Origin of the sequence: Streptomyces sp. NPDC008125, from assembly GCF_042957125.1 — a bacterium.
Lineage (GTDB): Bacteria > Actinomycetota > Actinomycetes > Streptomycetales > Streptomycetaceae > Streptomyces.
Window position 1 is genome coordinate 249,967 of sequence record NZ_JBIBHR010000011.1, and the last position, 22,714, is coordinate 272,680.

A 22,714-nucleotide genomic window follows, 5' to 3' on the forward strand; every position below is an offset into this window, starting at 1 on the left:
TGACAACGTTGTCTACGTCGGAAGAGGCGTTCTTTCCATGAGATGGACCCACTGGATGCGTGGCGCGGGGACGGCGGCCGCCACGGCCGCGCTCCTCGGCGGAGCCGTCGCCGCGCCGGCCGCGGCCGACTCCGGCCGGCACGGTCAGGACAGGCTCACCGATCTCGTCAACCCGTTCATCGGGTCCGAGAACGAGGGCAACACCTACCCCGGTGCGGCCGTGCCGTTCGGCATGGTGCAGTTCTCGCCCGACACCGGACACAACACCGGGTACGACTACACCCAGAACCACATCCGGGGCTTCTCCACCGTGCACATCTCCGGTGTGGGCTGTGGCCTCGGCGGTGACCTCCCGGTGCTTCCGACGACCGGCGACATCACCTCGACGGACAACGCCGTCTACGCCGCGGAGTTCAGCCACGACGACGAGAAGGCCGCTCCCGGCACGTACGCAGTCGGCCTGAAATCCGGCATCGAGGCGGAGCTGAGCGCCACCGCCCGTACAGGTGTGCAGCGTTACACCTTCCCGGCCACCGACAAGGCCAACGTCCTGATCAACGCGGGCCAGTCGCTGCACAAGACGGTGAGCACCAAGGTCGAGATCCTCGACAGCCGCACCGTGCGCACCGCCATCACCGGCAGCGGCTTCTGCCAGGACACCAAGCCGTACACGGTGTACACGATCACCCGCTTCGACCGGCCGTTCAAGGTCTCCGGTACGTGGAAGGGCGACGTCGTCACCGAGGGCTCCACGTCCTCCACCGCCGCCGGTGAGCGCAACGGCGCCTTCCTGCGGTTCGACACCACCAAGGACCGCACCGTCGAGGCGACGACCGCGATCTCCTACGTGGACGCCAAGGGCGCGGCCCTCAACCTCCGTTCCGAGGGCGGCCGTAGTTACGACCACGTCGCGAAGGCCGCGCAGGCCGCGTGGGAGGACCGCCTCGACGACGTCAAGGCGCAGGGCGGCAGCGAGACCGTCCGCCGGACCTTCTACTCCTCGCTGTACCGCTCGTTCCTCGCGCCCAACGTGGGCAGCGACGTGGACGGCCGCTACACCGGCTGGGACCAGAAGATCCACCGGGCCAAGGGCTTCACGTACTACCAGAACTGGTCGCTCTGGGACACCTACCGCACCCAGGCCCAGCTGCTGTCGCTGCTCGCGCCCCGCGAGTCCCGCGACATGGCGATCTCCGTCATCAAGATCGACGAAGAGAGCGGCTGGCTCCCCAAGTGGGGTTACGGCACGGTCGAGACGAACATCATGACCGGTGACCCGGTCACCCCGTTCCTCACCAACGCCTACCAGCAGGGCCTCCTCAAGGGATACGAGGAGAAGGCCTACAAGGCGCTGAAGAAGAACGCGGACGGCGTGCCGCCCGCCGACTCCGCTCCGGTGGGCCGCGAGGCCAACAAGGAGTACCTCGCCAACGGCTTCGCCCCGTACATCGAGAACCGCGCGCACGTGAAGCCCGGCGACTCGGACTACGACCACGGCGCCTCCGCGACCCTGGAGTACGCGCTCTCCGACGCGATGCTCGGCCAGATGGCCAAGGACCTCGGCCACAAGGCCGACGCCGCGCGCTACACCGAGCGGGCCCAGAACTACCGCAAGATCTTCGACAGTTCGACCGGCTTCTTCCGCGCCCGTGACGCCTCCGGCGCCTTCACCGGCCCGGTCGACCCGGCGCAGAGCGTGGGCTTCCACGAGGGCACCTCGTGGCAGTACCAGTGGCTCGTCCCCCAGGACCTGCCCGGCATGGTCGACCTGATCGGCGGCACCCAGTCCGCCAACGCCCGTCTCGACTCCTTCTTCGCCTACGACCAGCTGGTCCAGGACCCGGCGAAGACCGCCCGTGAGACGTGGGTCAACGGCCCGTACGCGTACTACAACGCGGACAAGTACAACCCGCAGAACGAGCCCGACCTGATCGCCCCGTACACCTACCTCTCGACCGGCCAGCCCTGGAAGACGACCGACGTGGTGCACGCCGCGCTCACCCTCTTCACGGACGCCCCGACCGGTATGACGGGCAACGACGACCTCGGCACGATGTCCGCCTGGAACGTCCTCTCCTCCATCGGGATCTTCCCGGTCCAGCCGGGCACCGACACCTGGGGCCTCTCCACCCCCGTCTTCGAGCGGGTGGACCTGACGCTGGACAAGCGCTACTACCCGAACGGCAAGCTCACCGTGAAGGCTCCGGGCACCTCGGACTCGGTGCGCTACATCCAGTCCGCGAAGGCCGACGGCCGCTCGTACGCCAAGACGTACCTGACCACGGACGACATCCGTGACACCCGCGAGCTGACCTACGAGGTCGGCACCGAGCCCACCACGTGGGGCACCTCGGTGAAGGCGGCTCCGCCCGCCCTGAAGTGACGCGCTGACCGGCCCGCACCCGGTGCACACCGGGACGAGGACCCGCCCCTCACCGGGGGCGGGTCCTCGCACGTTTCGCGGCGGGAGCACCCCGTAGCATCGTGCGATGACGCTTCCACGACTGGTCGCCACCGACCTCGACGGCACCCTCCTGCGACGTGACGGCAGCCTCTCCGAGCGGAACCTGCGCGCCCTGCGGGCCGCGCAGGACGCCGGTGCCGAGGTCGTCGTGGTCACCGCCCGGCCGCCCCGCTACCTGGACCGGCTCGCCGGGACGACCGGGCTGACCGGCACGGCGGTGTGCAGCAACGGCGCCGTCGTCTACGACATCGCCACGCGCACGGTCACCGCCTCCCGGCCGCTGGCCCTGCCCACCGCCCGGACGGTGGCCGGCCTCCTCGCGGCGGAGCTGCCGGAGATCTCCTTCGGGATCGAGGCCGCGGGCCACATCCACTTCGAACCCGCCTTCCTGCTGCGCTTCTCCGGCGACCCCGCCTTCGAGTCCGTCCTCCCGTCCCGGGAAGCGCTCTGGCAGACCGGGATTCCGCTCGCCAAGCTGCTCGCCTGGTCGGACCGGACCGACGCCGACACCCTGCTCGCGACGGTCGAGCGGGTGGCGCCCGGGCTCGCCCAGTACACGCACTCCGGCGGGCGCGGACTGCTGGAGATCAGCGCCCGGGGAGTCACCAAGGCGGGCACCCTGTCGCTGCTCTGCGCGGAGCGCGGGCTCACCGCCGCCGACGTCGTCGCCTTCGGTGACATGCCCAACGACCTGGACATCCTCCGCTGGGCCGGAGCCGGGTACGCCATGGCCAACGCCCACCCCACCGTCCTCGCCGCAGCCCCGTACCGCACGCTCTCGCACGAGGAGGACGGGGTCGGCGTCGTCCTGGAGCGGCTGTACGGGCCCCTCGGCGCGGGGGACCCGGGCACGGGGGAGGAGCTCACGGTCACCCCGGTCGTCCACGCCGTCCCGGTCGCCCCGGCGGCCCCCGTCCCCCTTGTCACGCCCGTGCCGGGGAGCTGACAACGGCCCGTGCCCGCCCGTGAGGACGGCGCAAACACCCCGGGCCCTCGCCGCAACGGGCCGGCAACCTCCGCCCGGCAGGCTGGTGCCAGGACGACAGACGGGCTCCTCGGCACCAGGCCTGGCGACGTCCCCGCACCCCGGCGCCCCGTCGTCCCCGCCGTCGTCTCCCGGAACGGAACCCGCAGGCCCATGCAGCGCACCCGGCACTCCGCCCGCCCCACGGGCCACACCCCCGAAGAGGCCCACGGCTCCCCGGCCCTGGTCGCCGTGGCGCACGGCAGCCGGGACCCGCGGGCGCTCCGGACCGTGACGCAACTCCTGGACCGAGTAAGGGAGAAGCGGCCCGGCCTCGACGTCCGCCTCGGCCACATCGAGCTGAACGAACCGCTGCTGCCGCAGACGCTCGCCGGGCTCGCGGGCGGCTCCGCCGTCCTCGTGCCGCTCCTGCTCGGCCGGGGCTACCACGTCAAGCAGGACCTGCCCGCGCTCGCCGCCGCCGCACCCGCCGTCCGTACCCGCGTCGCCGCCCCGCTCGGCCCCCACCCGCTGCTGGTGGAGGCGCTGCACGGGCGGCTCGTCGAAGCAGGCTGGACGGCCGGGCGCGGGGGCGCCGTGGTGCTGGCCGCCGCCGGTTCCCGCGACCCCGAGTCCGCCGCCGACACCCGGCGCACCGCCCGGCTGCTCGCCGAGCGGCTGGGCGGGGTGCCGGTGGTGCCCGCGTACGCCTCCGCCGCCACGCCCACCGTGTCCGTAGCGGTCCGCGCGCTCACCGCCCGGGGGTACCACCGCACCGCCGTGGCCTCGTACTTCACCGCCCCCGGCCGCTTCGCGACGGCGGCGGCGGACGCCGCCCCCGGCATCGCGGCGGCCCCGCTCGGCGACCACCCCGCGATGGTCCGACTGCTGCTGCACCGCTACGACCAGGCGTGCGCGGGCGCGGTTCCGGTGGGCGAACCGCTCCTCGCGTCGGCCTGACGCCTTCCGCGACGCGCGGCCCTCCGGCGGAGGAACGGACCGGCCCGCGTGTCGATCACCACGGAGCGGGACAGCACGTCCGGACGGAGCGCCGCAGGCCGGACGAAGATTCCCGGCATCCGTCCCGGCCCGTTGTCCGAGACGGTCGTTATGGTCGTAACCATGGACGGGACACACGGGATCGGTACGCACGGGACACACCACCACGGGACACCGCACACCGACGGCACGGACCGGGACGTACACGACAAGGGCCCCGGCGCACCCGGCACGGACCGGGCCGCCGCGTCGGCGCCTTTGACGCCGCGCCCCACCGCCCCCGCCGCCGACTCGCCCTCGGGCTACACCCCCTCCGACACCACGCGCTGGGACACCGAGGCCGACAAGCGCCCCGGGCGCACCGCCTTCCAGCGCGACCGCGCCCGGGTGCTGCACTCCGCCGCGCTGCGCAGACTGGCCGGAAAGACGCAGGTCGTCACCCCCGGCACCCGGGGCGTCGGCTGGGACGCCAGCCCGCGCACCCGGCTCACGCATTCCCTGGAGTGCGCGCAGGTCGGCCGTGAGCTGGGGGCGGTCCTCGGCTGCGACCCTGACCTGGTGGAGACGGCCTGCCTCGCGCACGACATGGGCCACCCGCCGTTCGGCCACAACGGCGAGCAGGCGCTCAACGAGTTCGCCGCCGACTGCGGCGGCTTCGAGGGCAACGCCCAGTCGTTGCGGCTGCTGACCCGGCTGGAGCCGAAGCGGTTCGTCCGCGACCCGCGCACCGGCGAACCGTCCAGCGTCGGCCTCAACCTCTCGCGGGCCGCACTCGACGCCGCCACCAAGTACCCCTGGCCGCGCGGCGGGCACCCCACCGACCCGAAATCGGCCAAGTTCGGGGTGTACGAGGACGACCTGCCGGTCTTCACCTGGGCCCGCGAGGGCGCCCCGCCCGGCCGGACCTGCTTCGAGGCCCAGGTGATGGACTGGTCCGACGACGTCGCCTACTCCGTCCACGACTTCGAGGACGGCCTGCACGCGGGCCACTTCGTCCCCGCCCGCCTGCACGACCCCGCCGAGCGGGAGGCGATCTGGGCGGCGGCCATCGGCCGGTACGTCCCGCCGGACACCGACCCCGAGGAGCTCGCGGCGGCACTGGACCGGCTCACCGGCCAGGAGTGGTGGCCGCACACCTACGACGGCTCCGCCGTGGCCCAGGCCCGGCTGAAGGACGCCACCAGCCAGCTCATCGGCCGGTTCTGCCAGGCCGCCGAGACCGCGACCCGCGAGGTCCACGGCCCCGGCCGGCTCACCCGGTACGGAGCCGAACTCGTCGTCCCCCGCGAGGTCCGCGCCGAGTGCGCGGTGCTCAAGGCCGTCGCCGTCCGGTACGTCATGCAGCGCACCGAACAGGAGGCGATCCGCGCCGACCAGCGCGTCGTCATCGCCGAACTCGCCGCCGCGCTCACCGCCCGGGCACCGGAAGGCCTGGAACCCCAGTTCCGCGCCCTGTTCGAGAGCGCGCCCGACGACCGGGCCCGCAAACGTGTCCTGGTGGACCAGATCGCCGCCCTCACCGACGCCTCGGCCCGCTCCCTGCACACGTACCTGACCTGAGGGCTGCCGCGCGGGGCCGCGCGTCCGGACCGCGCCGGCCACGCGGGCCCGGCCCGGCCCGGACGCGCGACCCCGCCCGACCCGAACGCGACGACCCGGCCCCACTCCTGACGCGTCGTGACCTGCGGGGCGCGGCGACCGCCCCCGGCGGCGGGGCGGATGATGTGCTGGCACACAGCCGGGCGCGCAACCATGGGACATGCGCCATGAGGGGCACACCCTCTTTCGCCCTCACTCTCCGTGCGGGAGGCTCGCAGGGTGAGGGCGCCGCGCAGTACGCACTGAGGAGGCAGCAAGTGGTGGACGCACACAGGACGTTCGTCATCGTCGGCGGAGGACTGGCCGGCGCGAAGGCGGCCGAGGAGCTCCGCTCGCAGGGGTTCGACGGCCGGGTGATCCTGATCGGCGACGAACTCGACCACCCCTACGAGCGGCCCCCGCTCTCCAAGGGGTACCTCGCCGGAAAGGCGGACCGCGACAGCGTGTTCGTCCAGGAGAAGGCGTGGTACGCGGGCGCCGACGTGGAACTCCACCTCGGCCAGCCGGTCACCTCCGTCGACCGGTACGCCCGTTCCGTCCAGCTCGGCGACAACACCGTGATCCACTACGACAAGTTGCTCCTCGCCACCGGCTCCGAACCGCGCCGCCTGCCCGTCCCGGGCACCGACCTGGTCGGCGTCCACCACCTGCGCCGCCTCGCCCACGCCGACCGGCTGCGCGGGGTCCTCTCCGCCCTCGGGCGGGACAACGGCCACCTGGTGATCGCCGGGGCCGGCTGGATCGGCCTGGAGGTCGCGGCGGCGGCCCGCGGCTACGGCGCCGAGGTCACCGTCGTCGAGCCCGAACCGACCCCGCTGCACGGAGTCGTCGGCCCCGAACTGGGCCAGATCTTCACCGACCTGCACAGCGACCACGGCGTCCGCTTCCACTTCGGCGCCCACCTCACCGAGATCGTCGGCCAGGACGGCGTGGTGCTCGCCGCGCGCACCGACGACGGCGAGGAGCACCCGGCCCACCACGTGCTCGCCGCGATCGGCGCCGCTCCGCGCACCGCCCTCGCCGAGGCCGCCGGGCTGGAACTGGCCGACCGGGCGCACGGCGGCGGCATCGCCGTGGACGCCTCGCTGCGCACCTCCGACCCGCACATCTACGCCGCCGGGGACGTCGCCTCGGTCGAGCACCCGCTCTTCGGCACCCGGCTGCGCGTCGAGCACTGGGCCAACGCGCTGAACGGCGGCCCGGCAGCCGCCCGCGCGATGCTCGGGCAGGAGGTGACCTACGACCGGGTGCCGTACTTCTTCTCCGACCAGTACGACCTGGGCCTCGAGTACTCGGGGTGGGCGCCGCCCGGCAGCTACGACCAGGTCGTCATCCGGGGCGACGCCCGCAAGCGCGAGTTCCTCGCCTTCTGGCTGCGGGACCGCCGCGTGCTGGCCGGGATGAACGTCAATGTGTGGGACGTCACGGAGACCGTCCAGGCGCTGATCACCGCCCGCTCCCAGCTCGACCCGGACGCCCTGGCCGACCCCTCGGTGCCGCTCGAATCCCTGCTCTGAGCCTTCCGTACCCCCGTTCCGTACGCCGGGCCCCGTCCCGTACACGAAGCTGCGTCCGCACCTCTGTGTACGGGACATGCCACCGGCAACCACCCGGCGCACGTGCGCGCTCCCGCCCGCCGCCTCCCGGCCAGGGCAGCAACCCCTCGCGCCCCCGTAGACTTCACCCGTGGCTGGCAGGATCAATGACGACGACGTGAAGGCGGTACGGGACGCGGTCCCGATCGACTCCGTCGTGTCCGAATACCTCCAGCTCAAGAACGCGGGCGGCGGAAACCTCAAGGGACTCTGCCCCTTCCACGACGAGAAGTCCCCCTCCTTCCAGGTCAGTCCCTCCAAGGGCCTGTTCCACTGCTTCGGCTGCCAGGAGGGCGGCGACACCCTCGCGTTCGTGATGAAGATCGACCACCTCACCTTCTCCGAGACGGTCGAGCGCCTCGCCGCGAAAGCGGGCATCACCCTGCGCTACGAGGAGGGCGGCTACAACCCCTCCCACCAGCGCGGCGAACGCATCCGGCTGATCGAGGCCCACCAGGCCGCCGCGAAGTTCTACGTCGAGCAGCTCGACGGACCCGAGGCCGAGATCGGCCGGAAGTTCCTCGCGGAGCGAGGCTTCGACCAGGCCGCCGCCGCCCACTTCGGCGTCGGCTACAGCCCCGCAGGATGGGACCACCTCACCCGCTACCTGCGCGGCAAGGGCTTCAGCGACAAGGAACTCATCACCTCCGGCCTCTCCCAGGACGGCCGGCGCGGCCCGATCGACCGGTTCCGGGGCCGGCTGATGTGGCCCATCAGCGACACCGCCGGGGAGATCGTCGGCTTCGGCGCGCGCAAGCTCCGCGACGACGACAACGGCCCGAAGTACCTGAACACCCCCGAGACCCCGGTCTACAAGAAGTCGCAGGTCCTCTACGGCATCGACCTCGCCAAGAAGGACATCGCCAAGGCCAGCCGGGCCGTCGTCGTCGAGGGCTACACCGACGTCATGGCCTGCCACCTGGCCGGCGTCACCACCGCCATCGCCACCTGTGGCACCGCCTTCGGCAACGACCACATCAAGATCCTGCGCCGCCTCCTGATGGACAACGGCAGCGCCCGGGTGATCTTCACCTTCGACGGCGACGCGGCCGGCCAGAAGGCCGCCCTGCGCGCCTTCGAGGACGACCAGAAGTTCGCCGCCGAGACGTACATCGCCATCGCGCCCGACAACATGGACCCGTGCGACCTGCGCCTGGTCAAGGGCGACGACGCCGTCCGCGACCTGGTCGAGCCCCGCACCCCGCTCTTCGAGTTCGCGCTCCGCCAGATCGTCGGACGCTACGACCTGGAGACCCCGGCCGGCCGCGCCGCCGCCCTGGACGAGGCCGCGCCCGTCGTCGCGAAGATCAAGACCAGCAGCGTCCAGCGCGAGGTGGCCGTCCAGCTCGCCGGGCTCGTCGGCATCCTCGACCAGGAGTACGTCGTCCACCGCGTCCACCAGCTCGCCCAGTGGGCGCGCGGCCGGGGCGGCGACGGCGGACGCCAGGGCAACGGCGGCAAGCAGGCCCGTCCCGGTGGCCGGCACCAGGACGTCGCGCCCGTCTCCATCACCCCCTCCGGCCCCGCGCTCAACCTCCGCAGCCCCGCCCACCGCACCGAACGCGAGCTCCTCAAGCTGGCCCTCCAGAAGCCCGCCCTCGTCTCGCCCGCCTTCGACGCGTACGGCTCCGACGAGTTCACCGCCCCGCCCTACGCGGCGGTGCGCGAGTGCATCGCCGAGGCGGGCGGCGCCGAACAGGGCGTCGCCGAACCCCGCGACTACCTGGCCGCCGTCCTCGAAGCCACCCCGCACGACTCGGTGCGCAAACTCGTCACCGAGCTGGCCGTCGAGGTCTTCCACGGCAAGTCCATCGACGAGACCTACGCGGGCATGCAGCTCGTCCAGGTCCGGCTGCGCGCCGTGGACCGCAGGATCGCCGACGTGAACAGCAGCCTCGCCCGCCTCGGCTCCCAGGTCGCCCCCGACCACCTCGCCGCCGCGCAGAACGAGGTCTGGGTCCTCCAGCAGTACGCCCAGGCGCTCCGCAGCCACGGCACCGACGCGCTCTGACACCCGCCGCGCTCTGACACCCGGCACGCCCCGGCACGCACGCGGAAGGGCGGCACCGAAAAAGTCGCCGCACGCCCCTCGTGGCGGCGTTGTGCCGTACGCCACACTGGACGGCGGTGCCTGAGTCATCGGAGCGCGTCGGCCCACCGAGGGCGGACCCCCGTCACCGCGCTCCGGCAGCGATCACCTGGAGGTCGCCCCCGTGCAGACCCGGACCGTGACGAGTACGACGGACCACGCCCCCGTGCACACCCCCGCGTACGGCCCCGCGATTCCCCCGCAGAGCAGGGCCGCGCACCATCCGGAGAGCGGGGCCCGGCCGCCCGCGCCCCCCGACGCCGTGCTGGAGGAGCAGGACGACGAGGAGACCGCACCCGCCGCGCCCCCGGGCCGGACCACCGACCGCACCGGGGCCGGCTCGGACCTGCTGCGCCAGTACCTCCGCGAGATCGGCCGCGTCCCGCTGCTGACCGCCGCCGAGGAGGTGGAACTGGCCCGCCGCGTCGAAGCAGGGCTCTTCGCCGAGCAACGCCTCACCACCGGCCCCAGCCCCGACTCCCGGCTCGCCCACGACCTCGACCTGATCGTCGTCCTCGGCCGCACCGCCAAACGCCGCCTCATCGAGGCCAACCTCCGGCTCGTCGTCTCCGTCGCCAAACGCTACGTCGGACGCGGCCTCACCATGCTCGACCTGGTGCAGGAGGGGAACGTCGGGCTCATCCGGGCGGTCGAGAAGTTCGACTACACCCGGGGCTACAAGTTCTCCACCTACGCGACCTGGTGGATCCGCCAGGCCATGTCCCGCGCCCTCGCCGACCAGGCCCGCACCATCCGCGTCCCGGTCCACGTCGTGGAGCAGATCAACCGCGTCGTCCGGGTACGCCGCAGACTGCTCCAGGAACGCGGCTACGAGCCCGCCGCCGAGGAGGTCGGCGCCGAACTCGAACTCAGCGGTGAACGCGTCCGCGAGGTCCTGCGGCTCGCCCAGGAACCCGTCTCCCTGCACGCCCCGGTCGGCGAGGAGGACGACGCCTGCCTCGGCGACCTCATCGAGGACGGCGACGCCGCCTCACCCGCCGAGTCGGCGTCCTTCCTCCTGCTGCGCGAACACCTCGAAGCCGTGCTCTCCACCCTCGGCGAACGCGAACGCCGGGTCGTCCGGCTCCGCTACGGCCTCGACGACGGACGCTCCCGCACCCTGGAGGAGATCGGCACGCTCTTCGGCGTGACCCGCGAGCGCATCCGCCAGATCGAGGCCAAGACCCTCGCGCGGCTCCGCGGCCACGCCTACGCCGGGCAGCTCCGCGGCTACCTCGACTGAGGCCCCCGGCCCCTCTGGTCCCGCGAACGCCGAAGGGCGCCCCCGGACGGCCGTGCGGACCGTCCGGGGGCGCCCTTCGGCCGCCGCACGGCCCTCAGTCGACCTCGGCCAGCGCCTCGGCGAACTGCGCCGCGTACAGGCGCGCGTACGCGCCCTTCGCCGTCAGCAGCTCGTCGTGGGAACCCTGCTCCACGATCGAACCGTTCTCCATCACCAGGATCACGTCGGCGTCCCGGATCGTGGAGAGCCGGTGCGCGATCACGAAACTGGTCCGCCCGTGCGCGAGACGTGCCATCGCCTTCTGGATCAGCACCTCGGTACGGGTGTCCACCGAGCTGGTCGCCTCGTCGAGGACGAGGATCACCGGGTCGGACAGAAACGCCCGCGCGATGGTGATCAGCTGCTTCTCGCCCGCGCTGACACCGGTGCCCTCGTCGTCGATGACCGTGTCGTACCCCTCGGGGAGCGTACGGACGAACCGGTCCGCGTGGGCCGCGCGCGCCGCCTCCTCGATCTCCTCCCGGGTGACCTCGCGCGCCGCGCCGTACGCGATGTTCTCCGCGATCGACCCGCCGAACAGCCAGGTGTCCTGGAGGACCATCCCTATCCCGGACCGCAGCTCGTCGCGCGACATCCTCGCCACGTCCACGCCGTCCAGCACGATCCGCCCGCCGGTCACCTCGTAGAACCGCATCAGCAGGTTGACCAGCGTGGTCTTGCCCGCCCCCGTCGGCCCCACGATGGCGACCGTCTGCCCCGGCTCCACGCTCAGCGACAGATCCTCGATGAGCGGCTTCTCCGGGTCGTAGCGGAACGACACGTTCTCCAGCCGCACACTGCCCAGCAGCTCGGCGGGACGCTCCGCGTCCACCGGGTCCGTCTCCTGCTCGTCGGCGTCCAGCAGCTCGAAGACCCGCTCGGCCGACGCGACACCGGACTGCAGCAGGTTCGCCATCGACGCGACCTGCGTCAGCGGCATCGAGAACTGCCGCGAGTACTGGATGAACGCCTGCACGTCACCGATCGACAGCGAACCCGACGCCACCCGCAGCCCGCCGACGACGGCGACCAGCACGTAGTTCAGGTTCGACACGAACATCATCAGCGGCTGCATGATCCCGCTGTTGAACTGCGCCTTGAACACGGCCTCGTGCAGCGCCTCGTTCTCCTCGGCGAACTGCTGCGCCGACTCGTCCTGGCGCCCGAAGACCTTCACCAGGCTGTGCCCGGTGTACATCTCCTCGATGTGGGCGTTGAGCTTGCCCGTCACCTTCCACTGCTGCACGAAGTGCGGCTGCGAACGCTTGCCCACCCGCGACGCCACCACCACCGACAGGGGCACCGTGATCAGCGCGACCAGCGCCAGCAGCGGCGAGATCCAGAACATCATCACCAGCACGCCGACGATCGTCAGCAGCGAGTTGATCAGCTGCCCCATCGTCTGCTGGAGCGTCTGCGAGATGTTGTCGATGTCGTTCGTCGCCCGGCTCAGCACCTCACCGCGCTGCTTCTGGTCGAAGTACGACAGCGGCAGCCGCGACAGCTTCGTCTGGAGATCCTCGCGGAGCCGGAACACCACCCGGTTGATCATCCGGATCGACAGCCGCGTCGACACCAGCATCAGCAGACCGGCACCGACGTAGACCGCCAGCACCGCCAGCAGCACATGGCCCACCGCGGTGAAGTCGATGCCCTGCCCCGGAGTGAAGTCCACCCCGGAGAGCAGGTCGGCCATCGCGCCGTCGCCCTTGTCCCGCAGCGCCTGGATCGCCTGCGCCTTCGTGGCGCCCTCGGGCATGCTCCGCCCGATGACCCCGCCGAAGATCAGGTCCGTCGCCGTGCCCAGGATCTTCGGCCCCACCACCGACAGACCCACGCTCAGCACACCCGCGAGGAGCATCAGGTACAGCGAGGACTTCTCCGTGCCGAACCTCCCCAGCAACCGCTTGGCCGACCCCTTGAAGTCCGCGGACTTGCTCGCGGGCGCCCCGGCCATCATCCGTCCGCCCGGCCCGGCCATTACGCCGCCTCCGCTTCCGTCAGCTGGGAGAGAACGATCTCCCGGTACGTCTCATTGCCGTCCATCAGCTCGCGATGGGTACCCGTGCCCACGAGCCGGCCCTCGTCCAGGACGAGGATCCGGTCGGCCTCGCGGATGGTCGACACCCGCTGAGCGACGATCACCACCGTCGCCCCCGCCGTCTCCCGCCCGAGCGCCGCGCGCAGCGCCGCGTCCGTCGCGTAGTCGAGCGCCGAGAACGAGTCGTCGAAGAGATAGATCTCCGGCTTGCGCACCAGCGTCCGCGCGATGGCCAGACGCTGCCGCTGACCGCCGGAGACATTGGTGCCGCCCTGCGCGATCGCCGAGTTCAGGCCGTTGTCCAGCCGCTCCACGAACTCCTTGGCCTGCGCCACCTCCAGCGCGTGCCACAGCTCCTCGTCGGTCGCGTCCGGGTTCCCGTACCGCAGGTTCGACGCCACCGTCCCCGAGAAGAGATACGGCTTCTGCGGGACCAGGCTCACCGTTTTCGCCAGCAGCGCCGGATCGAGGGTCCGCACGTCCGTCCCGTCGACGAGGACCTCGCCCTCCGTCACGTCGAACAGCCGCGGCACCAGCCCCAGCAGCGTCGACTTCCCGCTGCCCGTCGACCCGATGATCGCCGTCGTCTCGCCGGGCCGCGCCACCAGGTCCACCGCGCGCAGCACCGGCTCCTCGGCGCCCGGGTAGCGGAACTCCGCACCCCGCAGCTCCAGATGGCCGTGCCGGCGCAGCTCCGTCACCGGGGCGACGGGCGGCACCACGCTGGACTCGGTCTCCAGGACCTCGTCGATGCGCTCGGCGCACACCTCGGCGCGCGGCACCATCATGAACATGAAGGTGGCCATCATGACGGACATGACGATCTGCATCAGATAGGACAGGAACGCCGTCAGCGCGCCGATCTGCATCCCGCCGCTGTCGATCCGGTGCGCACCGAACCACACCACCGCGATCGACGACACGTTCACCACCGTCATCACGGTCGGGAACATCAGCGCCATCAGCCGGCCCGTGGACACCGCCACGTCGGTCAGCTCCGTGTTCGCACCCCGGAACCGCTTCACCTCGTACCCGTCGCGCACGAAGGCGCGGATCACGCGGTTGCCGGTGATCTGCTCGCGCAGCACCCGGTTCACCGTGTCGAGCCGCTTCTGCATCGTCCGGAACAGCGGCCGCATCTTCCGGACGATGAGGCTCACCGCGATCCCCAGCAGCGGCACCACGGCCAGCAGCACGGCGGAGAGCGGCACGTCCTGGCCGAGCGCCATGATGATCCCGCCGACGCACATGATCGGCGCGGACACCATCAGCGTGAAGCTCATCAGGACCAGCATCTGGATCTGCTGGACGTCGTTGGTCGTACGGGTGATCAGCGAGGGCGCCCCGAACCGGGCGACCTCACGGGCCGAGAACGACTGCACCCGGTCGAAGACCGACGCCCGCAGGTCGCGGCCGAGCGAGGAAGCGGTCCGCGCCCCGAAGTAGACGGCGCCGATGTTGCAGACGACCTGGACCACACTGACGGCGATCATCACGCCGCCGTACTCCAGGATGTAGCCCGTGTCGCCCTTCACGACACCGTTGTCGATGATGTCGGCGTTCAGGCTGGGCAGGTAGAGCGAGGCGCAGGTCTGCAGGAGCTGGAGGAACACCAGCAGCAGGATCGGCCTTCGGTAGGGGCCCAGGAAGGACCTGAGCAGTTTTATGAGCACGCGTGTCTCTCGGGTCGGCGACGGCAGAGGCCGAACCATCTTGCCGTGCCGCCCTCCGAAGGGACGAACGGATTTCCCCAAGCAGAGGTCAAGAAGCGGACGCGGGGCTCACCCCAGCCGTCAGTCCGTACCGCCCTCCGCGTCCGCTCCGTCGGACGCGAACGCCCCCGGGTGGATCTGGTCGCGCGTCGCCTCGTACTGCTGACGCACCGCCCGCCCCACCGGCAGCTCCTCGCCCGGCTCCAGCACCTGCGCCGCCGCACCCTGCCAGGCCGGGGGAGTGGCCGGGTCGAGCCGGCCCCGCGAGACCCCCAGCGCCCACGCCGCCTGCCGGGCCGCGCCGAGCGCCGCGTACTGCGCGGGCTGCGGCACGACGACCTGCGTACCGAAGAGCGCCGGCGCCATCGCCCGCACGGCGGGCAGTTCGGCCGCCGCGCCCAGCAGGAACACCCGCCGCACCTGCACCCCGCGCCGGCGCAGCACGTCGAGCGCGTCGGCCAGCGAGCAGAGCATCCCCTCGAACGCGGCCCGCGCCAGGTGCTCCGGCTTCATCGACTCGCGCCGCAGCCCGCAGAGCGTGCCCGCCGCGTGCGGCAGCTGCGGGGTCCGCTCGCCTTCCAGGTACGGGAGGAGCACGAGCCCCGATGAGCCGGGCGTCGACTTCAGCGCGAGCGCCGACAGCTCCTCCGGCCCGCCGTCGAGCCCGAGCATGTCGGCGGTCCCGCGCAGGGCCCGTACCGCGTTGGAGGTGTGCACCACCGGCAGGTGCATCCCGGTGGCGTCGGCGAACGAGGTGATCATCCCGCCCGGATCGGCCAGCGCCTCGTGGTGCACCGCCATCACGGAACCGGAGGCCCCCAGCGACACCACGGCGTCCCCGGCCGCCACCCCCAGCCCGAACGCCGCCGCCATCGTCTCGCCGGTACCGGCGGAGATCAGCAGCCCCTCGGGGGTCGTACCGGCCGCGTCGGACGGGCCGAGGACCTCGGGCAGCGCGGCCTGGTGACCGAGCGCGAGCTCCACGAGGTCGGGCCGGTAGGACGAGGTGCGCGCCGACCAGTACCCCGTACCGGACGCGCCGCCCCGGTCGGTGGTCCGCCGGGCGGGACGGCCCAGCAACTGCCACACCAGCCAGTCGTGCGGCTGGAGCACGGAGGCCACCCGCTGCGCGTTCTCCGGCTCGGTACGCGCCAGCCACCGCAGCTTCGCCACCGGCTGCGAAGCCTGCGGCACCGCCCCGACCGCCTCGGCCCAGGCCTGCCGCCCGCCGAGCCCGTCGACCAGATCCGCCGCGGCGACCTGCGCCCGCCGGTCGTTGCCCACCAGCGCGGGACGGACGGGCGTGCCCTGCCGGTCCAGCGCCACCAGCCCGTGCTGCTGCGCGGCGACCCCGATCGCCTCGACGTTTTCGAGCAGCCCGCCTGCGGCCGCCTCACCGAGGGAGAGGAGCCACGCCTGCGGATCCACCTCCGCGGCCTTCGGTTCGACCGGATGTGCGGCGTACCCCTCCCGCAGCACGGCACCCGTGTCCGTGTCGCAGACGACGATGTGCGTGAAGGCGGCGGAACTGTCCAAGCCGGCGACTATGCCCATGTACGGATTCTGCCGCATCGCCCGGGCTTTCCCGCAACCGCCTCAGGCCCCCGCGGTGTGCGGGGGCCTGAGGCGCCGGGCCGTGGGACGCGGGGCGGGTCAGGTGTTGGTGGTGCCCCAGTCGTCCTCGACGCCGTTGTGCCCGGCGCGCTCCCGGAGCGACCGCACCCGGTCGGCCACCGAGGCGGGCACCCGGCCTTCGACCTTCTCGCCGACCATCTCGCTCACCGAGTGGTACGCCTTCCCCGCGTACTCCCGGCCGCTCTGCGCGGCGGACTCCACGGTGTTGCGCACGGCGGGGTTCTCGGCGACCTGGCGGGCGGACTTCTTCAGCTGCTCGTAGCGCTCCCGGCCGGCCCGCGTGCCGAGCACGTAGCCGAGAGCGAGGCCGGCGATGAACGTGAGCCGGTACCGCATGGCAGTCACCCTTCGTTCTGCGTTCGCTGCGTGAGGCGTTCTCTGCGTGGGACGCCCGCTGCGCGGGACGTCTGCTCCCCGCCTACCCGGAGGCACCCGAGATCACCCCGGGACGTACCGATTGGCGAAGCACCCCCCTGCTTGCGCTAATGTATGTGTCGCAGCGAACGCGCGCCGCTCGGCAGTAGCCAGGCAGGTACGATTTCGAGGCAACGCAGCAATCCCCTGTAGCTCAATTGGCAGAGCAGCCGGCTGTTAACCGGCAGGTTACTGGTTCGAGTCCAGTCGGGGGAGCGCGGTCCCCTGTAGCTCAATTGGCAGAGCATTCGGCTGTTAACCGGAGGGTTACTGGTTCGAGTCCAGTCGGGGGAGCCAACGAAAGAGGACCCCTCGGGGTCCTCTTTCGCGTTGTACGCCCACCCCGTTTCCAGGGCGCTTCCCTAGCGCTGACTCCGCGTTGTGGGCCGCGTCACTCCCCGGCCGCCCGGAGCCCCTCCGCCGCCTCACCCGTGACACGTTCGGGTCGCTTTCCGGCCGTCTGGAACCGGGCAGCACGCAGCGCGGTCCTCATGATCAAGCGATGTGGACCAGCCGGAGCGAGAGATCGTATGACCGGCTATGCTGCGGCAGACGGCGCGCACACTTGTACGCGCCACGCCGAGACGGGGCGGTAGCTCAGCCGGTTAGAGCAGCGGACTCATAATCCGTCGGCCGTGGGTTCGAGTCCCACCCGCCCCACCCAGCGTCCCCAGGCAGAATCGTTCTGGCCTGGGGAGACGCGTTTTCCGGGGGCGTTTCGCGTGCAGCGTTCGCCGCACGTAGGTGCGGCGAACGTGAGGCTTCGGTCTTTCCAAGCAGGTATCGCACGACTGTGACCTGGTCTTTTGTCGCCCTCGTGTTCGTGGGAGCGTTGAGGGCGGTCCCACGGCCGCACCTACCGGTCCATGTTGCTGGTGGCGAGCCGGGTCCTGTCAGGCGAGACCGCCGCTGAGTGGGCCTCACCGGTGTGACCGGTGCGGGTGTTGGTGCATGAGGTTGTCGAACGCCTCCTGCTGACGGGGGGTCTCGTCGGGCGCCGGAGAACATCGACGCCCTCGACTTTGAGCTCACCGAGGCCCAGAGGGACGCCGTCGCCACCCCGGAAGCCGGCACGTAGCTCTTCTTCGACCACCGCGACCCGGAGACGGTCGCCTGGCTGAGCGCGCGTCGCCTGGATTCCTGACCTCAGCGGTGGGTAGGGACGGTGCTCGCTCTCAGGCGCGTATGCCCGCGAGGTCATCGTGGAGCAGGGGGTCACGACCATGCTCAGCGTCCGATACGCCCCCGAGCGAACGGTCGCGCCCTGGTCACGTGGACCGTGAGCCCGTGCCTGCGTCCTGCGAAGGCTGACGGGTGCTGTCAGGAGCCGAGGCATGGCCCGTGGGTATGGCCTGGTTCACCGTTCGTAGTGGAAGCGGCACGCCACCACGTGGATGAGGGTGTTCTCATCTATGCGGTACACCAGTCGGTGCTCGGAGTTGATGCGCCGCGACCAGTAGCCGGAGAGGTCGTTCCGCAGCGGTTCGGGTTTGCCGATTCCTTCGTGGCCTCCCCGGTCGATGTCGGCGATCAGCTGGTTGATGCGCTTCAGTATTTTGCGGTCGTTCCCCTGCCACCACAGGTAGTCGTTCCAGCCGTCCTCGACGAACAGCACCTTCACGCGGCGCCCCGCCCGCCCTCGTCATCGGGATCCACCAGCTCGCGAAGTGCACCCTGGCCGGCCCGGTCCTGCTCGATGGACCTGCGCAGGCGCTCGGCCATCGCGGGCGACCGCAGCAGGTAATCGGTCTCTTTCAGTGCCTCGTACTCGGCGAGCGAGACGACGACCATCGGCTCATGGCCAGTCCGGGTGATGACCAGCTCCTCGGCGTCGTTCTCCACCGCGTCGAGGGCGTCGGCGATGCCCGCGCGCAGCTCGGTGACACTCATCGTCTTCATGATGTACACGATAACGTACAGAGGAGATCCCCGTGCGGCTGATCGCAATCCGCCTCCGGAGGGCCGTGCGGTTCAGCCTTCGGCGGCATTGGGGTGCGGCAGAGCCCGTCGGGCGGCTCAGTTGGTGTGGTGGTCTCGTCGTTTTCGAGGTCGACCCGCTCCATGAGCGTGCTCGTCGCGAACTCGGGAATGATCACTTACCGACATGGTGGTAGCGGACTTCGCCTGCGCGGAGTTGACGGCGTCCGAGGCGGGCACAGTTGGGCGGCGTGCTCCTTGACCCGCGCCTGGAGTCGCCCTCGTTCCCCACATGGGTCTGGCGGCCCGCAGGCCGAACCTGAGCATCCATACGTTGCGCGTGCCGGTCCACCGGAGCGTCCATGCCCTGTACCGCTCGGGAACCGGTCAGCAACCCGGCATCCGGCACGTCCTCGGTCGCCTCCCTGCAGCCCTTGAGCTGGACGGCGGCTCTCCCGCCGGTCCGCTCTTCTCCGTGCCGTGCCCGTTGGTTGACGCTCACCGCACTCTCCGGCGTACTCCTCTTCGACCTGCTGTCAGGGCTACTGCTCGCCGTGGCCCTCTCGCTCATCCTCTTCATCGCCCGCGCATGCGAAGTGGACCTCGGTGCTCGGCCGACTACCCGGAACCCCGCTCTTCGAGGACACTGCCCTGCACGACGCGGTCACCACGACGCCAGGCGTTCCCGCCGTCCGCCCGGACGGCAGCCTGTTCTTCGGCAACGCAGCCCGGATCGAGGGCACCGCCCGCGCCGGCGGTGACCGTGCCCCACACATTCCGGTGGTGCGAACCGACCGCGTGGAACCATTCGTCCTTACCGTAGGTCCGTCCGATCGCCCGGCTCTCCACGGCGTCGACGGCTGTCCTGGCGCCGCCGGCCTGATCGAGGAGATCGGCCCACCGGGCCGGGCGCGGACCGCGGTCGTTTCCGGCCGGCGGCGTGCCTACCATGGTGCGGATGGCGTCCAGACCCGCCTCCGGAGCGCCTGCCAGGGGAGATGTCGCCGGGGTGCCGGGTTCGCGGGAGACGGAGCCCCCGGTGCCGGGGAGACGCAGAGAATCGGAGTGAGGCATGCAGAGGCGGGCGCTGCTGGGGCGCGAGACGGAGCGTCGCGCGCTGGCTGCCCTGGTCGAGCAGGGGGCCGCCGGGTCGGGCGGCGCGACGGTGATCACCGGAGCGCCGGGGGTCGGCAAATCGGCTCTGGTCGCGGAGGCCGCGGCTGCGGCGGCGCGAGGCGGGACCCATGTGATCACTGCTGTGGGGGTCCAGTCGGAGGAGAACCTGCCCTGTGCCGGCCTGCACCAGCTGGTTCATCAACTGCGCGACGGAATCGACGACTTGCCGGAGCGCCAGCGGACGGCGCTCCTGGCAGCCGTCGGGCTCGTCGACGAGGCCGTTCCCGATCTGTACCTTGTCGGCCTGGCCGCGCTGACCTTGCTGACGGACGCGGCAGCGGAGGCGCCGCTGCTGGTGGTCGTCGAGGACGCCCACTGGATGGATCCTGCCAGCCTCGACGTGCTCGGGTTCGTGGCGCGGCGGATCGAGTCCGACCCCGTCGTCCTGGTCGCCGTCACCCGGCGTCTTGACGACCGCCTCAGCAGCGCCGGCCTGCCTGTGCTGCACCTGGGGCCGCTGACGGACGAGGTGTCGGGCGAGGTGCTGGACGCGGTGGCCCCCGGCCTGGGACAGCAGGTCAGGCGGCGGCTGCTGGAGGAGTCCGCCGGAAACCCGCTGGCGCTGACCGAGCTGCCGGTCGCCCTGCAGTCGGTCGGCGGGGCCTATGCGCTCACCCCGGGTCCGTTGCCGCTCACCGCACGGCTGGAGAGGACCTTCACGGCGCGGGTTTCTCGCCTTCCGGCCGACACCCATACGGTTCTGCTCCTCTCGGCCCTCAACGGTGACGGAACGATGGACGAGTGCCTCGCCGCGGCGACCCGGATGCTCGGAACGGTGGTCGAGGTCACCGCTCTTCAGGCAGCGATCGACGCGGGTCTGGTGGAAGCCCAGGGGCTGGCCTTCAGGCACCCGCTCATCCGCTCGGCCATGTACCACGCCGCCACCGCGGCGGAACGCCAGACCGCACACGCCGCTCTGGCCGCCGCCCTCCAAGGGCAGCCCGATCGACAGGCATGGCACCGTGCCGCCGCCACCGCGGGGGCCGACGAACGAGTAGCACGGGATCTGGACTCCACCGCAGGCAGAGCCCTGCGGCGAGGCGGTGTCGCCGCCGCCCTTGCCGCGCTGATGCGGGCGACGGAGCTGACGAAGGACCCGTCCGCGCGGGCAGACCGGCTGCTCCGGGCGGCGGAGCTCGCGCTCGAGTCGGGCCAAGGAGAGGTCGCGGCACTTCTGCTGGCCCAGGCGCGCTCACTGGACCTTTCGGTCCGGGACCGGGGCCGCGCGGCCTGGGTCAGCATCGCTCTGGCCGAGGGGACACGGGGCGAGGGCGCCGCGACCGCCGAACTGGCCGAGCTGGCGGTCGAGATCACCGCCGGAGGCGAACCGGCACTGGGCCTGCGCATGCTGTGGGGGGCGGTCCTGCAATGCTTCTGGGGAGAGCCGGGGCCGGCCGCCCGCGAGCGGGTCGCCGCCGCCGCCGACCGGATGCCCGTGGACGCCGACAACGCCGATCTGGTCGCTCTGCGGGCGTACTCCGCCCCGGTGGAGCGCGGGGGCACGGTCATGGAAGACCTGACGGGGCAGATGGAGCGCTCGTCCGAGAACGCGGAGGGAGACCAGCTCCTGGGGGGCGCCGCCGTGACGGTGGGTGCTCCCGCCCTGGCCAGCCGGTTGACGACGAGGTCGCTGGACGCCCTGCGAGCGCAAGGCAGGCTGTCGATGCTGGCCCGCGCCCTCTGCGTCCAGGCAGGGGGCGCGGCACGGCTGGGTGACGTCCGCGCTGGTTACCTCGCCGCGGAGGAGGCCGCGTCACTGGCCCGCGAGACCGGTCAGCCTCTCGTGCACGCGATGGTGAACGCCATCCGCGCGCAGCTGGCAGCCGTCAGCGGCGACCCGGCGTCGGAGGCGTGGGCGGCGGAAGCCGAGCGCGCGGCCCTTCCCAGCGGAGGGCGCCCGGTACTGGCCATCCTGCAGACGGCCCGCGGGCAGGCGGCCCTCTGCCAGGGACGCTACGGCGACGCGTACGGGCACCTGCTCCGTGTCTTCGACCCGGCCGACTCCGCCTTCCATCCCTGGTTGCGCTTCTACGCGGTCGCGGAACTGGTCGAGGCGGCCGTGCGCAGCGAATCCCCGGAGGTGGCGCGCAACCTTGTGCGGGAGCTGACCCCGCTCGGGGAAACAACCTCTTCGCCCGCCCTGCTCTGCGGATTGCGACTGGGCCGGGCCCTGCTCAGCCCGCAGGATGCCGCCGAGCCGCTCTACAGAGCGGCCCTCGACGCCGTCCCCACGGAATGGCCGTTCGAGCGGGCGCGTGCGTGCCTCGCCCTCGGCGAGTGGCTGCGGCGGCACCGGCGGCCCGCGGAGTCCCGGGCCTCCCTCCAGGCCGCGCGCGAGATCTTCGACGCCCTCGGCGCGTCGGCATGGGCGGAGCGGACACGTCAGGAGCTGCGCGCCGCGGGCGCGTCGTCCCCTCGCCAGGATCCGGCCGCGGTGGACCAGCTGACCTCCACCGAGCTGCATGTCGCCCAGCTCGCCGCGCAGGGTCTGACGAACCGGGAGATCGGTGAGCGGTTGTACGTCTCACCCAGGACGGTGAGCACCCATCTCCAGCGGATGTTCCCCAAACTGGGGGTGACGTCCCGCGGCGAGCTCGCCGCGGTGCTGGGCGGCACGATGACGTACGCCGAAGACGCGGCACGATGACGTACGCCGAAGAGGCGGCACGATGACGTACGCCGAAGACGCGGCACGATGACGTACGCCGAAGACGCGGCGTCATGACGTACGCCGAAGACGTAGTCCGACGGACGCGGTTCCCCCTGCTTGTTTCCTAGGTTTGCGCCATGCCCGGTTCGCACACGGCGGACGGGCGGGAGGGCACAC

At 71.7% G+C, this 22,714-nt stretch carries 14 protein-coding genes and 3 tRNA genes; 11 read left to right on the plus strand and 6 right to left on the minus strand.

The window, feature by feature from the left end; translation table 11 throughout:
* Positions 1 to 37: 37 nt before the first annotated feature.
* From ACFZAX_RS20595 to ACFZAX_RS20625, 7 genes are all read left to right on the plus strand, one after another.
* Positions 38 to 2,383, plus strand: a complete 2,346-nt coding sequence (locus ACFZAX_RS20595; protein WP_390963256.1) for a GH92 family glycosyl hydrolase — start codon at positions 38 to 40, stop codon at positions 2,381 to 2,383.
* A 106-nt stretch (positions 2,384 to 2,489) separates the two neighbouring features.
* On the plus strand, positions 2,490 to 3,410 hold the full coding sequence (locus ACFZAX_RS20600; protein ID WP_390963258.1) for an HAD-IIB family hydrolase: 921 nt from the start codon (positions 2,490 to 2,492) through the stop codon (positions 3,408 to 3,410).
* 9 nt (positions 3,411 to 3,419) lie between these two features.
* On the plus strand, positions 3,420 to 4,388 hold the full coding sequence (locus ACFZAX_RS20605) for a CbiX/SirB N-terminal domain-containing protein (protein WP_390963260.1): 969 nt from the start codon (positions 3,420 to 3,422) through the stop codon (positions 4,386 to 4,388).
* Positions 4,389 to 4,550: 162 nt separating this feature from the next.
* Positions 4,551 to 5,987, plus strand: a complete 1,437-nt coding sequence (locus ACFZAX_RS20610) for a deoxyguanosinetriphosphate triphosphohydrolase (protein WP_390963262.1) — start codon at positions 4,551 to 4,553, stop codon at positions 5,985 to 5,987.
* Positions 5,988 to 6,283: 296 nt separating this feature from the next.
* The gene (locus ACFZAX_RS20615; protein WP_390963263.1) at positions 6,284 to 7,543 is read left to right on the plus strand and encodes an FAD-dependent oxidoreductase; all 1,260 of its coding nucleotides are present in this window, start codon (positions 6,284 to 6,286) and stop codon (positions 7,541 to 7,543) included.
* A gap of 169 nt (positions 7,544 to 7,712) precedes the next feature.
* Complete coding sequence (gene dnaG / locus ACFZAX_RS20620) at positions 7,713 to 9,632, plus strand: DNA primase (RefSeq protein ID WP_390963264.1); 1,920 nt, start codon at positions 7,713 to 7,715, stop codon at positions 9,630 to 9,632.
* Positions 9,633 to 9,759: 127 nt separating this feature from the next.
* Positions 9,760 to 10,953, plus strand: coding sequence for a sigma-70 family RNA polymerase sigma factor (locus tag ACFZAX_RS20625; RefSeq protein WP_390963321.1), 1,194 nt, complete (start codon positions 9,760 to 9,762; stop codon positions 10,951 to 10,953).
* A gap of 94 nt (positions 10,954 to 11,047) precedes the next feature.
* Here the strand turns inward: ACFZAX_RS20625 and ACFZAX_RS20630 are convergent, their stop codons facing one another.
* The 4 genes from ACFZAX_RS20630 to ACFZAX_RS20645 all read right to left on the minus strand — a co-directional run bounded on the left by ACFZAX_RS20630 (position 11,048) and on the right by ACFZAX_RS20645 (position 16,716).
* Complete coding sequence (locus ACFZAX_RS20630) at positions 11,048 to 12,973, minus strand: ABC transporter transmembrane domain-containing protein (RefSeq protein WP_390963265.1); 1,926 nt, start codon at positions 12,971 to 12,973, stop codon at positions 11,048 to 11,050.
* Positions 12,973 to 14,706 (minus strand): ABC transporter transmembrane domain-containing protein, encoded by a 1,734-nt coding sequence (locus ACFZAX_RS20635; protein WP_390963266.1) that lies wholly within the window; start codon positions 14,704 to 14,706, stop codon positions 12,973 to 12,975. The genes ACFZAX_RS20630 and ACFZAX_RS20635 overlap by 1 nt, the downstream gene beginning before the upstream one ends.
* 120 nt (positions 14,707 to 14,826) lie before the next feature.
* Positions 14,827 to 16,299: an FGGY family carbohydrate kinase gene (locus ACFZAX_RS20640; protein WP_390963267.1), complete on the minus strand. Its 1,473-nt coding sequence runs from the start codon at positions 16,297 to 16,299 to the stop codon at positions 14,827 to 14,829.
* Between the two features lie 99 nt (positions 16,300 to 16,398).
* The gene (locus ACFZAX_RS20645; RefSeq protein WP_386888422.1) at positions 16,399 to 16,716 is read right to left on the minus strand and encodes a YtxH domain-containing protein; all 318 of its coding nucleotides are present in this window, start codon (positions 16,714 to 16,716) and stop codon (positions 16,399 to 16,401) included.
* A 221-nt stretch (positions 16,717 to 16,937) separates the two neighbouring features.
* On the opposite strand from ACFZAX_RS20645, the gene ACFZAX_RS20650 reads away from it, so the two are divergent.
* The 3 genes from ACFZAX_RS20650 (at position 16,938) to ACFZAX_RS20660 (ending at position 17,454) form a co-directional block, all read left to right on the plus strand.
* Positions 16,938 to 17,010: transfer RNA gene (locus ACFZAX_RS20650), tRNA-Asn, on the plus strand.
* 5 nt (positions 17,011 to 17,015) lie between these two features.
* A tRNA-Asn gene (locus tag ACFZAX_RS20655) sits at positions 17,016 to 17,091 on the plus strand.
* A gap of 289 nt (positions 17,092 to 17,380) precedes the next feature.
* Positions 17,381 to 17,454 (plus strand) — tRNA-Ile (locus ACFZAX_RS20660).
* Positions 17,455 to 18,151: 697 nt separating this feature from the next.
* On the opposite strand, the gene ACFZAX_RS20665 is transcribed toward ACFZAX_RS20660, so the two are convergent.
* Positions 18,152 to 18,415 (minus strand): Txe/YoeB family addiction module toxin, encoded by a 264-nt coding sequence (locus tag ACFZAX_RS20665; RefSeq protein ID WP_390963269.1) that lies wholly within the window; start codon positions 18,413 to 18,415, stop codon positions 18,152 to 18,154.
* Positions 18,412 to 18,693, minus strand: a complete 282-nt coding sequence (locus tag ACFZAX_RS20670) for a type II toxin-antitoxin system prevent-host-death family antitoxin (RefSeq protein WP_322985374.1) — start codon at positions 18,691 to 18,693, stop codon at positions 18,412 to 18,414. The genes ACFZAX_RS20665 and ACFZAX_RS20670 overlap by 4 nt, the downstream gene beginning before the upstream one ends.
* 1,090 nt (positions 18,694 to 19,783) lie before the next feature.
* Between ACFZAX_RS20670 and ACFZAX_RS20675 the strand changes: the two genes are divergently transcribed.
* Positions 19,784 to 22,534 carry an AAA family ATPase gene (locus ACFZAX_RS20675; protein WP_390963270.1) on the plus strand — a complete coding sequence of 917 codons (2,751 nt, stop codon included), beginning with the start codon at positions 19,784 to 19,786 and terminating at the stop codon, positions 22,532 to 22,534.
* The last annotated feature ends 180 nt before the right edge of the window (positions 22,535 to 22,714 follow it).

Coding starts and splice junctions, on each gene's coding strand:
- ACFZAX_RS20600 (WP_390963258.1), top strand. CDS start 2,490: ATGACGCTTCCACGACTGGTCGCCACCGACCTCGACGGCACCCTCCTG.
- ACFZAX_RS20675 (WP_390963270.1), top strand. CDS start 19,784: ATGCAGAGGCGGGCGCTGCTGGGGCGCGAGACGGAGCGTCGCGCGCTG.
- ACFZAX_RS20670 (WP_322985374.1), bottom strand. CDS start 18,693: ATGAAGACGATGAGTGTCACCGAGCTGCGCGCGGGCATCGCCGACGCC.
- ACFZAX_RS20610 (WP_390963262.1), top strand. CDS start 4,551: ATGGACGGGACACACGGGATCGGTACGCACGGGACACACCACCACGGG.
- ACFZAX_RS20630 (WP_390963265.1), bottom strand. CDS start 12,973: ATGGCCGGGCCGGGCGGACGGATGATGGCCGGGGCGCCCGCGAGCAAG.
- ACFZAX_RS20640 (WP_390963267.1), bottom strand. CDS start 16,299: ATGGGCATAGTCGCCGGCTTGGACAGTTCCGCCGCCTTCACGCACATC.
- ACFZAX_RS20645 (WP_386888422.1), bottom strand. CDS start 16,716: ATGCGGTACCGGCTCACGTTCATCGCCGGCCTCGCTCTCGGCTACGTG.
- ACFZAX_RS20595 (WP_390963256.1), top strand. CDS start 38: ATGAGATGGACCCACTGGATGCGTGGCGCGGGGACGGCGGCCGCCACG.